The sequence below is a fragment of the Bacillus sp. EA-CB0995 genome, from assembly GCF_055814245.1.
This window is the reverse complement of sequence record NZ_CP169269.1, coordinates 3365631-3379338: the sequence shown is the minus strand read 5'-3', so window position 1 is coordinate 3379338 and position 13708 is coordinate 3365631. Positions and strand designations below refer to the sequence as shown.

Annotated in this window: 14 protein-coding genes and 2 pseudogenes; 8 read left to right on the top strand and 8 right to left on the bottom strand. The window is 34.7% G+C overall.

Features of this window, described 5'->3' with window-relative positions; translation table 11 throughout:
* Window positions 1–10 precede the first annotated feature (10 nt).
* Window positions 11–1552 carry a bifunctional metallophosphatase/5'-nucleotidase gene (locus ACEWFJ_RS17460; protein ID WP_473689350.1) on the bottom strand — a complete coding sequence of 514 codons (1542 nt, stop codon included), beginning with the start codon at window positions 1550–1552 and terminating at the stop codon, window positions 11–13.
* Here ACEWFJ_RS17460 and ACEWFJ_RS17455 point away from each other — a divergent pair.
* Both ACEWFJ_RS17455 and ACEWFJ_RS17450 read left to right on the top strand, forming a co-directional pair.
* Entirely contained in the window at window positions 1488–1769 is a 282-nt protein-coding gene (locus tag ACEWFJ_RS17455) for a hypothetical protein (protein WP_440603476.1), read from the top strand. The genes ACEWFJ_RS17460 and ACEWFJ_RS17455 overlap by 65 nt on opposite strands.
* Window positions 1770–1854: 85 nt before the next feature.
* On the top strand, window positions 1855–2064 hold the full coding sequence (locus ACEWFJ_RS17450; RefSeq protein WP_473692573.1) for a hypothetical protein: 210 nt from the start codon (window positions 1855–1857) through the stop codon (window positions 2062–2064).
* A gap of 33 nt (window positions 2065–2097) precedes the next feature.
* Here ACEWFJ_RS17450 and ACEWFJ_RS17445 read toward each other — a convergent pair whose 3' ends face one another.
* On the bottom strand, window positions 2098–2874 hold the full coding sequence (locus ACEWFJ_RS17445) for a class I SAM-dependent methyltransferase (RefSeq protein WP_473689349.1): 777 nt from the start codon (window positions 2872–2874) through the stop codon (window positions 2098–2100).
* A gap of 111 nt (window positions 2875–2985) precedes the next feature.
* Here ACEWFJ_RS17445 and ACEWFJ_RS17440 point away from each other — a divergent pair, with 111 nt between their 5' ends.
* On the top strand, window positions 2986–3852 hold the full coding sequence (locus ACEWFJ_RS17440; protein WP_473689348.1) for a YhfM domain-containing protein: 867 nt from the start codon (window positions 2986–2988) through the stop codon (window positions 3850–3852).
* Between the two features lie 52 nt (window positions 3853–3904).
* On the opposite strand, the gene ACEWFJ_RS17435 is transcribed toward ACEWFJ_RS17440, so the two are convergent.
* Window positions 3905–4102 (bottom strand): hypothetical protein, encoded by a 198-nt coding sequence (locus ACEWFJ_RS17435; RefSeq protein ID WP_230573959.1) that lies wholly within the window; start codon window positions 4100–4102, stop codon window positions 3905–3907.
* Between the two features lie 151 nt (window positions 4103–4253).
* On the opposite strand from ACEWFJ_RS17435, the pseudogene ACEWFJ_RS17430 reads away from it, so the two are divergent.
* The 3 genes and pseudogenes from ACEWFJ_RS17430 to hmpA form a co-directional block, all read left to right on the top strand.
* A pseudogene (locus tag ACEWFJ_RS17430) lies at window positions 4254–4376 on the top strand (site-2 protease family protein); the annotation flags it as partial.
* A 211-nt stretch (window positions 4377–4587) separates the two neighbouring features.
* Window positions 4588–5106 (top strand): hypothetical protein, encoded by a 519-nt coding sequence (locus tag ACEWFJ_RS17425; protein WP_473689347.1) that lies wholly within the window; start codon window positions 4588–4590, stop codon window positions 5104–5106.
* 353 nt (window positions 5107–5459) lie between these two features.
* The gene (gene hmpA, locus ACEWFJ_RS17420; protein ID WP_473689346.1) at window positions 5460–6668 is read left to right on the top strand and encodes an NO-inducible flavohemoprotein; all 1209 of its coding nucleotides are present in this window, start codon (window positions 5460–5462) and stop codon (window positions 6666–6668) included.
* A 17-nt stretch (window positions 6669–6685) separates the two neighbouring features.
* Here the strand turns inward: hmpA and ACEWFJ_RS17415 are convergent, their stop codons facing one another.
* On the bottom strand, window positions 6686–7198 hold the full coding sequence (locus ACEWFJ_RS17415) for a Crp/Fnr family transcriptional regulator (protein ID WP_473689345.1): 513 nt from the start codon (window positions 7196–7198) through the stop codon (window positions 6686–6688).
* Window positions 7199–7431: 233 nt separating this feature from the next.
* Between ACEWFJ_RS17415 and ACEWFJ_RS17410 the strand changes: the two genes are divergently transcribed.
* On the top strand, window positions 7432–7656 hold the full coding sequence (locus ACEWFJ_RS17410) for a hypothetical protein (RefSeq protein ID WP_098309467.1): 225 nt from the start codon (window positions 7432–7434) through the stop codon (window positions 7654–7656).
* Between the two features lie 464 nt (window positions 7657–8120).
* Here the strand turns inward: ACEWFJ_RS17410 and ACEWFJ_RS17405 are convergent, their stop codons facing one another.
* The 3 genes from ACEWFJ_RS17405 to ACEWFJ_RS17395 all read right to left on the bottom strand — a co-directional run bounded on the left by ACEWFJ_RS17405 (window position 8121) and on the right by ACEWFJ_RS17395 (window position 10664).
* Window positions 8121–8921, bottom strand: coding sequence for a sulfite exporter TauE/SafE family protein (locus tag ACEWFJ_RS17405; protein ID WP_440603205.1), 801 nt, complete (start codon window positions 8919–8921; stop codon window positions 8121–8123).
* Window positions 8922–9033: 112 nt separating this feature from the next.
* A complete protein-coding gene (locus ACEWFJ_RS17400; RefSeq protein WP_429718934.1) occupies window positions 9034–10032 on the bottom strand; it encodes an inorganic phosphate transporter in 999 nt (332 codons plus the stop codon).
* 11 nt (window positions 10033–10043) lie between these two features.
* A complete protein-coding gene (locus ACEWFJ_RS17395) occupies window positions 10044–10664 on the bottom strand; it encodes a DUF47 domain-containing protein (protein ID WP_098309465.1) in 621 nt (206 codons plus the stop codon).
* 304 nt (window positions 10665–10968) lie between these two features.
* On the opposite strand from ACEWFJ_RS17395, the pseudogene ACEWFJ_RS17390 reads away from it, so the two are divergent.
* Window positions 10969–13007, top strand: a pseudogene (locus tag ACEWFJ_RS17390) (transglycosylase domain-containing protein).
* 80 nt (window positions 13008–13087) lie between these two features.
* Here ACEWFJ_RS17390 and ACEWFJ_RS17385 read toward each other — a convergent pair.
* Window positions 13088–13696 (bottom strand): hypothetical protein, encoded by a 609-nt coding sequence (locus tag ACEWFJ_RS17385; RefSeq protein ID WP_473689344.1) that lies wholly within the window; start codon window positions 13694–13696, stop codon window positions 13088–13090.
* Window positions 13697–13708 lie beyond the last annotated feature (12 nt).

Genomic DNA, 13708 nt, shown 5'->3' with positions numbered 1-13708 from the left:
TTTCATGATGTTAATCCAATTTTTGAATATGATTGGCTTGAATGCTTTCTAAAGATGGAGTAGAACGAATGTAATTTGCGAATGCTTCTTGATCTGTCGGGCCTTCAACGCGATTTCGTCCCTTTTGGAAAATTGTAAATTTATCGCCTCCGTTTGCCAGAAAAGAATTTACTACGACAGAGTATGTTGCATCATCTTCGAGTGGTTCCCCATTTTCTAGTGTAATTGATATTAACTTATTTTCTTTCCATGTGTAATGAATTCCAGATACTTGTAACATACGTATTTCATCAGTCCATTGTTCATGCAGTGCACTTCGAATTTCTCTACCCGTTAGATCCATTTTAATGAGTTTATTTTCAAAAGGTTGAATGAGAAAGGTATTTTCCCATGTAATGGAACCAGCTGGTAAATCATGACGGATACTACCTGGATTGACGAATGCAATGTCAGCCTGCATAGCTTGACGTTGAGATGCAGCAAGAAGAGCACCAAGGTCTGTTTCCCCGTTTCTATTTTGATCTCGTGTCAGCTTGTGTACGCTTTTTCCAAGTATTTGCTCGGTTAATGGGGCTATCTTTGTTTGATAGCTCTGTAGCCATGTTTGGATGATTGGATTAGGTTGTATTTGATTATGATAAGTAGGAATAATCTTTGCTGATTTTTTTGTAATATCTTTCGTTTTGCGATTAATTGTGAGCTGCACATTTGCAAAAGCTCTTCCGTAAGAATACCCTTCAACGAGTAGTTTTCCATTAACATATCCATTCATATAAGAATGATTATGTCCACCAAATAATACATCTACATCATCGTCAACTTTGCTTGCTAAATCAGCAAGTGGCCCGTAGGTAATTCCGCCTGTTGTCTTGCCAGCTACATGAGCAAGAACGATAATTGCATGGATGTCTTTTTGCTGTAATTCTCGTACGTACTTTTGAACAGCAGTAGCTTCATCTAAAAAAGTGACCGCTGAAATATCATTGTGCATAGTAAGAAAAGGTGTATCTTTTGTAACGATGCCAATAAAAGCAATGGGAATACCATTGATCCACTTAATCGCATATGGTGGAAATAGAGGTTCATTTGTGTTAGTATCTACTACATTTGCACAAACATAAGGAAAAGAGCTACCTGGAAACATACCTGTTTTTGGATGAAAACCCCCATCAATAAGTCGCTTTAGTTCGTCTATACCTTCGTCAAATTCATGATTACCAACTGTTCCGACATCAAATTTCAGCATATTTAAAAATTCTATTGTTGGCTCATCTTGAAAGAGAGCAGAAATGGGAGGACTTCCACCAACCATATCACCGGCATGAACAAGTAAGGTATGAGGAAATTGTTCTTTATATGATTTGATATAAGAGGCTATATAATCGGCGCGGCCAGCAGGTTGTCCGTGTAGCATTGTAGTTGTATTAATTTGTCCGTGCAAATCATTTAATCCGATTATTTGCACATGTATTTCGGAAGGTTTTGAAGTGGGAAACAATGAAGAAAGAGTTATAGAAATGAGAAAAGGGATACATAAAAGAAAGTTAATCATGTTGTCACTCCTTACATATACTGGTGTTTTTATTGTAATAGAAGGACAACTTTTTATTTTATTAAAAAATCGTAAATTTTTTGTGGAAATTGTAAGGTTTTTTATCCCATATGAACAGGCAGTAATCCCCCTACTGATGGAAGTTTCACTTTATCAAAATAGGAGAAAATCTGCCACTGTAAGATTAGAGGAAGATAAGTGCGGGGAGTTTTCATGAGAAAAAGAAGGATTTATTGTTCAATGTAGAGAATAATGTAATCATCCACTTGCTGGAAAGAACAGACAAAGCAGAGGTGACGAAGATGCTTGTAATGGGTGTATTGGTATGTATTACTGCAGTTTGTGGTTTTATATGGTTATATTATTCTCGTTCGTTTAAACAAGCAGGAGTGTTACTTTTTGATAAAGGTAGTTTGTTTGGAAATCAATCCAGATTTTTAGTATGTTCGAAGTGTGGAAGAGCACAGGCAAGAAGCGGTGGATATCAAGAGTGTTGCCGAACAAGGTTATGAAAGAGTAGCAAGCCTCACAATGTGTGAGGCTTGCTACTCTTTCACGGCTGTCCAAATAGTCCAACGATCCTGTTCTATAATAGGAGATTTGTTATGAAGTTTAGAGTGAATATGCTCTAATAATTGAGAGAGTTCATCATCCGATAATTCATGTAAAATAGAACGACCTGTCCGAGGTGATAAATCTTGAAGTAAATTTTCAATTGAAGGATGGACTTTACGAACTTCCCAAAGAGTTTCAATAGGATTTGTATGGAAGCCGCTGTTGTGTAACCAATATAGTATTTGATTTGTTTTAGGTCTTCGTTTAGCTTCTGTATGGAGTAATTTTGGATAGCAAGAAAAGAAATAGCCGCGAATATGTTCTGAACTTCCTGGAATCGCGCAGTCTTCAATTGTTCGATCTTGGAGAATAAGTATACCGTTTCGCTTTAAAATGCGATATGCTTCTTGTAAAAATTGTGGAATATGCTCTAGATGATGAATAACAGCTCGTGATATAACGATATCAAAGGTTGCATCTGCAAAAGGAAGGTTATGAGCGTCACCTTGTACAAATGAAACGTGTTGTATGTGAGCGCAATTTTCCTTGGCAGCTTCGAGCATCTCATTTGAAAAATCAAAACCAATTGCTTCAGCTACCCCCATCATAGCGAGTTGTTTTGTATAAATACCACCACCGCATCCAATATCAATCACTCTCTTTTCTTTGACGTCTACAATATTTTGAATCATAGACGTCCATGAATCCGTTGCTTGACGATTTGTATACGTATATTTATTGTTTGGGCTGTGAAAATCTATTGGCATGCTGTAAGCCCCCTTTCATGTATATTATATCCGATTTTGTTTGTTAGGTTGATTTTGTTTTCTTTTGAGAACAATAAGCTTTTCTTATTTTGAGAAATGAGGATGGGAGCTATGCGAAAAAAATGGTTATTCATGTTTGTTCTTTTCTTATTAGTCGGATGTAACCAAATGGGTAAGAAAATAGAACAAGGTGAGAAATCAGCAAAAGAAGCGGGGAGTGTTATGGAAGAGAGCATACAAATAATTGTATCCCAAACAGGACAAGAGGAAAAAATATTGAAGGACGAGAAAGCAAAAATTGTTGCAAATATTATAAATAAAGCGGAGAAACAAAACGTAATAGGTGAATTAGGTGAACCGGAATATGTAATTAGAATTAAGAAAAACGGACAAGAAGAAAAGTATAAAGTTTGGCTTCGTACAGAAGCGAGAACAGGTTGGTTACAAAAAGAAACCGATACAAAAAATTTCTACCTTATATCAAAGGCGGATACAGAAAAGCTGCTTTCTTTGTTTCCAACAGCACCCTCAACACAAAATGAGGACGAACAACAATCAACTATAACTGAAATTACGAAAAAGGATTTACAAATTACGCGTTTTCACATTAAAACAAAGGAAAATACAGTTCATTATACGGTGTATTACACGATTTCAGATGCATTATATAAAAAGTTAGAAAAAGAAAAAAATTATTATTTTCAATTACATTTTCCTCCGAAAGTGCAAAAGATAATAAATAAAGAAAAAAGTGATGCAATTCAAGGTGAAATAGTGAAAGAAGGATATAAACAATATGAAGTGAACTTTTTTGTTCCTGCTAACAATTTATCATCGTCTCAACTAAAAATGTTAGAAGCGTATTATGATCAATATGATTTAAAAATGTTTAATCATAAAAAAGAAGAGATTGGTGCGTTTCAAAATATTATTCAAATAGTGAAAGAATATGGAGAAAAGATGGAGTTAGAAAGATAAAGAGGCTTTCTTTTAGGAGATGAGAAAAAGAGTGATAGATATCATCACTCTTTTATTTTGTTTTTGTTGACGGTTCACTCATAGATTTTCGCGTAATAAAATAAGCGATAATAAGTGCAGAAAGGATAATGGAGCTAATGAAAATATTGTTTGGTAGCCAATCTAATAGTAATACATATCCAACAGTATAAAAAATAAGCATAGAAGCTAGAAAAGATAAGGCACCGATCATAACAGATTGTAATGTCACCGTTTTCACCTCCTTGCATGTATAGTATTGGCCAAAAATGGATCAATTAAACAGTGATTTCCAATAAACTTAAAATATATGGCATAATAAGAAGAAAAAGATTATTGGTAATGAGAGGAATATGAAATAAAATACAAAAGAACTATGGGGAATGCTTGCAGCAGTTGGTGTGTTTCTGCTATCTAAATTAAAATGGGTATTTGCTATTGTGAAACTAGCAAAATTTTCTACTGTATTTAGTATGTTGCTATCTCTCGGTACTTATGCAGTGATACAGGTATGTTCAATTGCAGTACTCGGATATGCTACATATTAAGGAAATACTATCTTGCAAGAGCAATTCCCGACGCGTAATTTGTAGAAAAACGTTGTCGAAATGGTAAGAACAATTTATACAGGAATCCTTACTTCTTTATAGAAATTTACAAATATTACACTTTATAGAAATGAATGTAATATTTACATAAGGAAAAGGAGTAGGGTGTATGAAAAAGATGTGGAGTACACTTGGAATTCTTATTGTGATGGGAATCATGAGTTACGGCTTAACCAGGTTTTTTGTACACTATGCGAGTAAGCCAGTTAGTGTAGCAACAATGCCGAAAGTAGAAGAGGTCGATGAGAGGAAAGAAGTGTTACAATTTATTCGTACGACACACGAAAGCTATAACGGCTTTTTAAATTATGGAAAAGCAGAAAAATATACAGATGGAGATTGGAATCATTTAATTAAATGGTCTCAAGAGCAGGAGCAATCTTTAAAAGATTTTGAGACAAAAGTGAAAAATAAGCAAATAAAACGAGATGTGAAACGAAGTTATGAAATTTTGAAAAAAGGGGTAGCAGCTCGTAATATTGAATATATCATTTATGCACATCGTGTATATCATGACCTTGATATTCTTGTAAATAAATATACAGGTGAAACGAATATTTGGGGGTATACAGAGTTTGGAAATGGGAAAGATGTAAAAGTAATAGAACAGGCATTACAAGCACAGTAAAAAAGGCATACTTAGTATGTCTTTTTATTATTGATGTTACTTTAATATACAGTAACATTCTTCTCGATCCCACGAGGAATTTCTTAACGAAGATAGAGGGTGTCATTTATCCCGCATTAACGGGCAGTAAGACCCCCACTGATGGAAGTTTCACTTTATCGGATAGTAAGACCCCATCTCAAGATGGAGAGACAAGTACAGAAGATAGGGGGACACTGATTAAAGTTTCACTTAATAACGTTTTTCACAAAACCATCATGTTTATAGTGATTAAAATCACAACTTATATCTTTGATATCGTATACAATGGAAATAGTTAAGGAAATAGCTAAGGAAATAGAGGAGTGGATAGTATGTTAAGTCCAAAAACAATTGAAATTGTAAAATCAACTGTACCGTTATTACAAGAAAAAGGTGTGGAGATTACAACACGTTTTTATCAAATTATGTTTTCTGAGCATCCGGAACTATTAAATATTTTTAACCATGCAAATCAAAAACAAGGGAGACAGCAGCAAGCATTAGCAAATGCAGTTTACGCAGCTGCTAATTATATTGATAACTTAGCGGTGATCATTCCAGTTGTGAAACAAATTGGACACAAACATCGTAGCTTAGGTATTAAAGCAGAACACTACCCAATTGTTGGTAAATGCTTGTTACAAGCTATTAAAGAAGTAGCTGATGCTCCGCAAGAAGTATTAGATGCTTGGGGAGAAGCTTATGGTGTGATAGCTGACGCATTTATTGGTATAGAAGCAGAGATGTATGAAGAAGCTGCAGCAAAAACGGGCGGTTGGAAAGATTTCCGTAATTTTATCGTTGTGAAAAAAGAAAAAGAGAGTGATGTGATTACATCCTTTTATTTAAAACCGGAAGATGGGGGAGCGCTATCTTCATTCTTACCAGGACAATATGTAAGTGTACAGTTAAATATTAAAGGAGAAACATATACACATAACCGTCAGTATAGTTTATCAGATGCACCTGGAAAGGATTACTACCGTATTAGTGTAAAACGTGAGAAAGGTGCAGAAGGCCTAGATGGAATGGTATCGAATTATTTACATGATCATGTAAATGAAGGAGATATTTTACCGTTAAGCGCACCAGCAGGAGATTTTGTGCTAAATATGGATTCACAGTTACCAGTTGTATTGATTAGTGGTGGTGTAGGAATTACACCAATGATGAGTATGTTAAATACATTAATTGAGCAATCGCCAAACCGTAATGTATACTTTATTCACGGGGCGTTAAACAGTGATGTACACGCAATGAAAGACTATGTTGCAAATGTAGCAAAAGAGCATGAACAAGTAGAAGTATATACTTGCTACTCTAATCCAACTGAGCAAGATATGAAAGTAAAAAATTATGATAAAGAAGGGTTCATTGATTTAGCTTGGTTACAAACTATTGTTCCTTCCGCTAAAGCAGATTTCTACTTCTGCGGACCGGTACCATTTATGAAGCATATTAACGCAGCTTTGACAGAATGGGGCGTGACACCAGAGAATATTCATTTTGAATTCTTTGGGCCAGCAGCTAGCTTACAATAATTAAAAAGAACGAGGTGTTAACTCACCTCGTTTTTTGTTTGTTCTCGAAGTAGACGATTCACTGTTTCACGCCGAATGCCAATGAGTTGACCAATTTCTGTTTGGTTTAAAATTTCATATATCGGAATGTCTCCTAAATATGTTGTAAACCATTTTTGTAAACGAAGTAGCCTCTCTTTTGGAGAAACGGTTGTAAGCTGATCAATACGCTCTTGCATCGTTCGTAATTTTGTTTGCAGCTGAAGGGCGATATCGGCATAAGATTCGGGATTTGCACGTAATTGTTCATACCATGTGTTGCATAAAATCGGCTCTACTTCTGTCTTAATTAAAGCGATTGCAGTGCCATGATATTCTTTTGGAGAGATTAAAGAGTGGTGAGGAATCGTTTCACCTGGAACAATAATATTAAATAAAAAAGGCGCGCCATCTTCTTGGAGACGAACTACCTTTAATAGACCACTTTTTATAAAATATAGAGGGCCTTCCTCTCCTTGACGAAATAGTATTTCTCCTTTATGTAAAATCAATGTAAGCACCTCTTTATATATTGCTTTTAGCTTTATTATAGAGGAATTGTTTGTATAAGACTATAGTTATGAAATGCAGAAGAAATCTTATAGATTTATTCTGCAATTTAGTAATCTTCTGCTAATGGAAATTTTAATTTATTGACGAAATATATCATATTACAGTAGTATACTGTTTAGTGTGTATGTGTAAGGACGGTACTAGAAAGGAATATTTTTTTAGGGGGCATACCATGTTAGATGAAAAAATGACTGATGTGAAGATTTCAACAGATGCAGTGATACATGTGGAAGAAATGAAGGGTGGAGTTGTTCTATCGGTCGAAATAGATGGACAAATCATTTATACGATGGCCTATGATGAAGAAACAGATAGTTATGCAGAGTTATATGATAGAAACGATAGACGAGCAAGACAAGTTCATGAAGATTTTATGGGATGGTCGCTTGTACACTAAGGAAAGCTTAACAAGCTGAGAAATGCTTCTCTTATAGGTAAAGAGAAGCATTTCTCGGCTTGTTTTTTGTTTATAAATAGAAAACAATAAGATTGTATATATAATGTAATAATTACATATGATTTGTAACACTCACTTCTATATTGTTAGGGCATTGTAAATGTAAATGTTGCTTTTTTTCGGTATGATATGGTCAATGGGAATTCTTCATCCTCTACAGATGATTAGTTGAACCAAGCAAGCTCTTATGAAAGTTTTATGTTTACCTATTGAATTTAGGAAAGCATTACTACAGGTTAGAGTGGAATGAAATACCAAAAATGTAATGAACATAGGAGTGATTATCATGAGGAATTTCCATATTTCTAATTTTCTCTTATTATGTGTCTGCTCATTATTATGTATTATTTTAGGAGTGTTTCTTTACACATGTATATAAAAGTAACGCATTCTAAAAGAATGCGTTACAAAATGGAACTAATAATCATACGTGTACCGAGAATAATTAAGGTAATGCGTAATAAATTGATAATAGCGTTACCACTTAGTTTTGTATTAATATAAGCTCCAATTTTTCCGCCAATCCATGCTCCGGGGATTAAAACAAGGGCATAGAGCCAGCTTACATTACCAAGCGAAATATGAGTTGCTGAATTTACAATTGCGGATAAAAAAACGATAAACATTGATGTAGCGACAGCGATTTGTGCTGGAAAAGCGAAAAGAATCATCATTGCTGGAACTAATAAGACACCCCCGCCAATTCCGAATAAACCAGAAATAAAACCTACACCAAATGAAATAATGATAGCAAGAAAAGGTGGGAACTGATAGGTTATTATTTCTCCTTCAGAAGTTGTAAAGGAGCGTTTAATAATAGAACCGGTCGAAAGCGATAGAGGTTTCATTTTATCTCGTATCATGAGTAAAATGGATACTAAAATGAGAAAAACCCCGAAATATAAAGAGAAAGAATCTTGATTTAAAAATTTATTTGCCCACGATCCGATAATTCCTCCAGGACCACTCCCTATAAATAAAATAAGACCACTTTTGTAATCAACTCGCTTATGCTTCATGTATGTGAGGGTAGAAGCCAAACCTGTAAATACGACAGTAACAATTGAAGTACCAACAGCCAATTGGGGAGAAAGACTATGTAAGTTAATCAATAACGGAACGATAATGATTCCCCCGCCAAGACCAACTAGACTTCCAATTGTACCTGCTAATAATCCAACAAGTAATAGCATAATATATTCCAACTGTAACATCTCCTCTTTTGTAACAAATACATCATTTATTATACAATGTTTTGAATCAGAATGATGTGTGTTCACAAAAAAGTCGTCTTCTACATAAGAAGACGACTTTTCTTTAGAGAATAAGATCTAATACGTAATAGAATAAAGCAGCTAATGAAGCTGAAATAGGGAGTGTGATAACCCATGTAATTAACATGCGTTTTGCTGTTCCCCACTTTACTCCTTTTACGCGATGTGAAGCACCAACACCTAAAATAGAAGATGAAATAACGTGTGTTGTACTTACTGGTAAATGAATGAAAGTTGCACCGAAAATAACAATTGATGATGATAAATCAGCAGCTACGCCATTTACAGGACGAATTTTCATAATTTGTCCACCGACGGTTTTGATAATTTTCCATCCACCAATAGAAGTACCAAGACCCATTGCGGTTGCACACGCCAATTGTACCCAAAAAGGGATATCCGTTGAAGTGTGATAATTATTTGCGATAAGGGCCATTGTGATAATACCCATCGCTTTTTGAGCATCGTTTGTACCATGTGTATAAGATTGCAATGCGGCTGTGAACACTTGGAATAAACGGAAATTTTTATTTGTTTTCGTCAGATTAAAATTTTTAAAGAAAATTTTAAAAATACTATATACGATAAAACCAATGACGAAAGCGATAATCGGTGAAATAACTAAAGCTTCAATAATTTTAATGAAGCCTTTATAATTTAATGAATGTATCCCAGCAGCAGCGATAGCTGCCCCAGCAATAGCACCGATAATTGCATGAGATGAACTACTTGGAATTGCATAGTACCAAGTAATTAAGTTCCATGCGATAGCAGCAAGCAGCGCTGCTAAAATAACGACACTACCATTTGGTAATGTAAATGGATCAACAATATCTTTTGTAATAGTCTGTGCTACACCCGTAAATGTCATTGCACCTAAAAAGTTCATAATAGATGCCAAAAGAATGGCTTGTCTTGGCTTTAAAGCCTTTGTTGAAACAGCTGTTGCGATAGCATTTGCTGTATCATGGAATCCGTTAATAAAGTCGAAAGCTAAAGCACAAATGACAACTAAAACGGTTAAAATCAAGAGTGTATCCATGATCAAACTCCTTATGCGTTCTTCATAATAATTGTTTCTAAAACATTTGCTACGCTTTGACAGCTGTCAGCAACTTCTTCTAATTCTTCGTAAATTTCTTTGTATTGAATAATCTTAATAGGATCTTTTTCACGAGAGAATAGATGCTTAATAGCATGTCTACGAATATCATCACATTTTGATTCGTAGTCTTTAATTTTGATTGCATTTGTACGAATATCGAGTAGCTTTTTATTGGACATCAATTCAATAGACGACGCAATTTCAATCGCACACTGATTAATTGCATCAACGAATTTAATCATGTATTCGTCTGCTTCTGTAATAGAATACATTTCAAATAGACCAGCACTATGATCTAATCCGTCTAATACATCATCCATACTCATTGCAAGTTGCAAAATGTCTTCACGTTCAATTGGAGTGATAAACGCTTTGTTTAATTCCATAATGATTTCGTGAATAAATGAATCACCCTTTGACTCATATTCTTTCATGCGCATGGAGAATTCTTTTAAATCACTTGCGTTTTTAATTTTATACTCCACAAAAAATTGTGCGCCTTCTTTTAAATTTTCAGAAATATTCGTTAGCATTTCTGAAAATTTATCTTTTCTCGATTTGAAAACCATATTGTTACCCCCACCAAAAAATAGTTATGTAAAGCATATTGGCTAGTTCATTCTACCAAAAAGTTGTCGGTTTTTAAAACATTTTATCGAAAAGTTTACAAAAACTTAACATTAGACAAGTTGAAAAATTAGTAATGTTAACACTTTTTTAGTAATACTCGTACTTATAGAATGTCCTTTTCATACAAAAAGTATGAAAAGGGTAGCTTAGACTTGACGAATTATAACGATATCATAGAAAATTTGTAAAGATAAAGATGTTACCCATATATACATTTGAAAGTAAGGTAGAGGAAGTGAATGAATGAAGTGGAACAGCACTCAATTACAAAGTATAAGAGAGTGGTTCAAAACAAGAAAAAAATTGCGGATATTTTTGTTGGTTTTAGGAAGTTTTGGCTTATCTTTGTTTATCTTTGTGAACATTATGATTACAGCCCAAGATATATCGGCATTAAAACATGCAGTACCTCAGCCAACAGTGATTTACGATGCAAATAAGCAGGTAGCAGCAAAATTGTCTTCTTCGAAAATAGAGGGAATTAAACGTAAAGATATCCCAGACGTTATGATTCAAGCTGTTGTTGCAGTAGAGGACCAAAAATTTTATGAGCATCGTGGTATATCTTATAGCGGAATTTTTAATGCTATTATTAAAAATATAACAGCAGGAGAAGTTGTTGCCGGGGGAAGTACAATTACACAACAGCTTGCTAAAAACGTATTTTTAACACAAGATCGGACGTTTACAAGAAAATTCAAAGAGTATTTTATTACAAAAAAATTGAACGCACATATACAAAAGATGAAATTATAGAAATGTATTTGAATCAAATTTATTTTGGTGAGGGAGCATGGGGGATTAAAAATGCTGCTAAGACGTATTTTGATAAAGAAGTGAAGGAATTAACGATTCCTGAAGCTGCCACTTTAGCTGGATTAATTAAAGCGCCTTCTACGTATTCACCGTTTAAAGACTTTAATAAATCAATTACAAGAAGAAATGTTGTTCTTTCTTTAATGAAGGAACAAGGCTATATTACAGACAAACAATTTCAAATAGCGAAAGATGAAGGGCTTTCACTTCACCGTGGTGTCGAAAAGCAATATGAGGGAAAATATCCTTACTATGTTGACTATGTTGTTCGTGAGGCAATGAATAAATACGACTTGACACAAAATGAAATTTTATCAGGTGGTTATCAGATTTACACAGAATTAGACCCAAAGATGCAACAAGCGGTAGAAGATGTTGTGAATAATGATCATTATTTTCCAAAGACTACTTCTGATCAAATTATGCAAACAGGTGTTGTACTCATGAATCCCAAAACGGGTGATGTTCCAGCTCTTGTAGGAGGAAGAGGGCCGTATCAATTTTTACAGTTTAACCATGCATCGCAATTAAAACGCCAGCCAGGTTCAACATTAAAACCATTGGCAGTGTATACACCCGCATTGGAACAAGGATATGAGGTATATGATGTATTAAAAGATGAACCACTAGACATTAATGGATATACACCGAAAAATAGCGGGAATGTATACCATGGTAATGTAACGATGTATGAAGCACTTGCTAATTCCTATAATGTATCAGCCGTTTGGCTACTGGAACAAATTGGCCTGGAAAAGGGTTTGCAGTCTTTAGAACGTTTTGGCATTCCGCTTCAAGATAATGATCAATCTTATGCATTAGCGCTAGGAGGGATGAGTGAAGGAACGTCTCCACTTGTCATGGCACAAGCGTATGCGACCTTTGCGAATGATGGTGTACAAATGGAAGCACATGCAATTCGGGAACTGCAAGATAGTGAAGGGAATACAGTAGGGAAATGGTATAAAAAAGAAACTCGTGTTACGGATGAAAAAACGGCACAAAAGATGACGTATTTATTACAAGGGGTTGTAGAGAAAGGAACGGGAGAAAAAGCAAAACTTAAATCTGTAGAGACTGCTGGGAAAACGGGTACAACACAACTTGTAGATGGCCCGAGCAGCGGTGCAAAAGATTCATGGTTTGTTGGCTATACACCAGAATTAGTTGCATCCATTTGGGTTGGCTACGATAAAACAGATAGTGAACATTTTGTTCCTGGTGGTAGTCAAATAACGACAACGATGTTTCAAGATATTATGAAAAAAGCAGTTGGGCAGCCAAGTCAAAAAAACTTTGATTTGTCGCTTATACCAGAAGCTGAGTATACAAAACATTTACAAACCATTGAAGAGGAAAAAAAGCGAAAAGAAGAAGAGAAAAAACGACAAGAGGAAGAAAAACAGAGAAAAGAACAGCAAGAAAATTGGATGAATAAAATAAAAGAATGGATTCCATTCTTTTAAGAAGTAAATCCCAGATTATAAAATGAGTAATCTGGGATTTACTTATGTTTTTATTTTCTAGTACATGAGCCGTTATTGTCTTAACGGCGTTTTTTGCAACGTTTGCATCTCTTTTTTTCGCTGTTATCTTGATTACGTGTTTCGTTATCATCATTGTTATTATTGTTGTTATCGTTATTGTTATTATCGTTATTGTTGTCATTATTATCATTATTATAGTTCCAACGCATACTTTGAACATGGAACGTTGGTACATACGTAACCTGACCATCAACCTCAAGAAGAATATGATCACTAGTACGGCCGACAACAGTTCCTTCTATTTGTTTCGGACCTTGATTAAATTGAACTGTTTCTCCTTTTAGACGGTTAATAACACTTCCAAAACGGTTTCCGCTTACAATGATAGGGGCCTCATATTGGTTATTTTGATTGTTGTTTTGTTCATTATCATCTGATTCTTCAGAGTCATCTTCATATTGCTCGGCAAAGCCATTAATATGATGTAACGGATAGTAAACAACACCATCGTCATTTTGTACGACACAAAAATCACTTTTAACTTTTAATAATGTTCCCTCTGCTTTTTCTGGACCTCCTAAATTAACCTGAACGTTTGTGCCAATTAAATTTTTGTAATTTTTCATCCCATTTCGAGAATAATTGTACTGATTGTATGGATACATCATACATAATTCCTC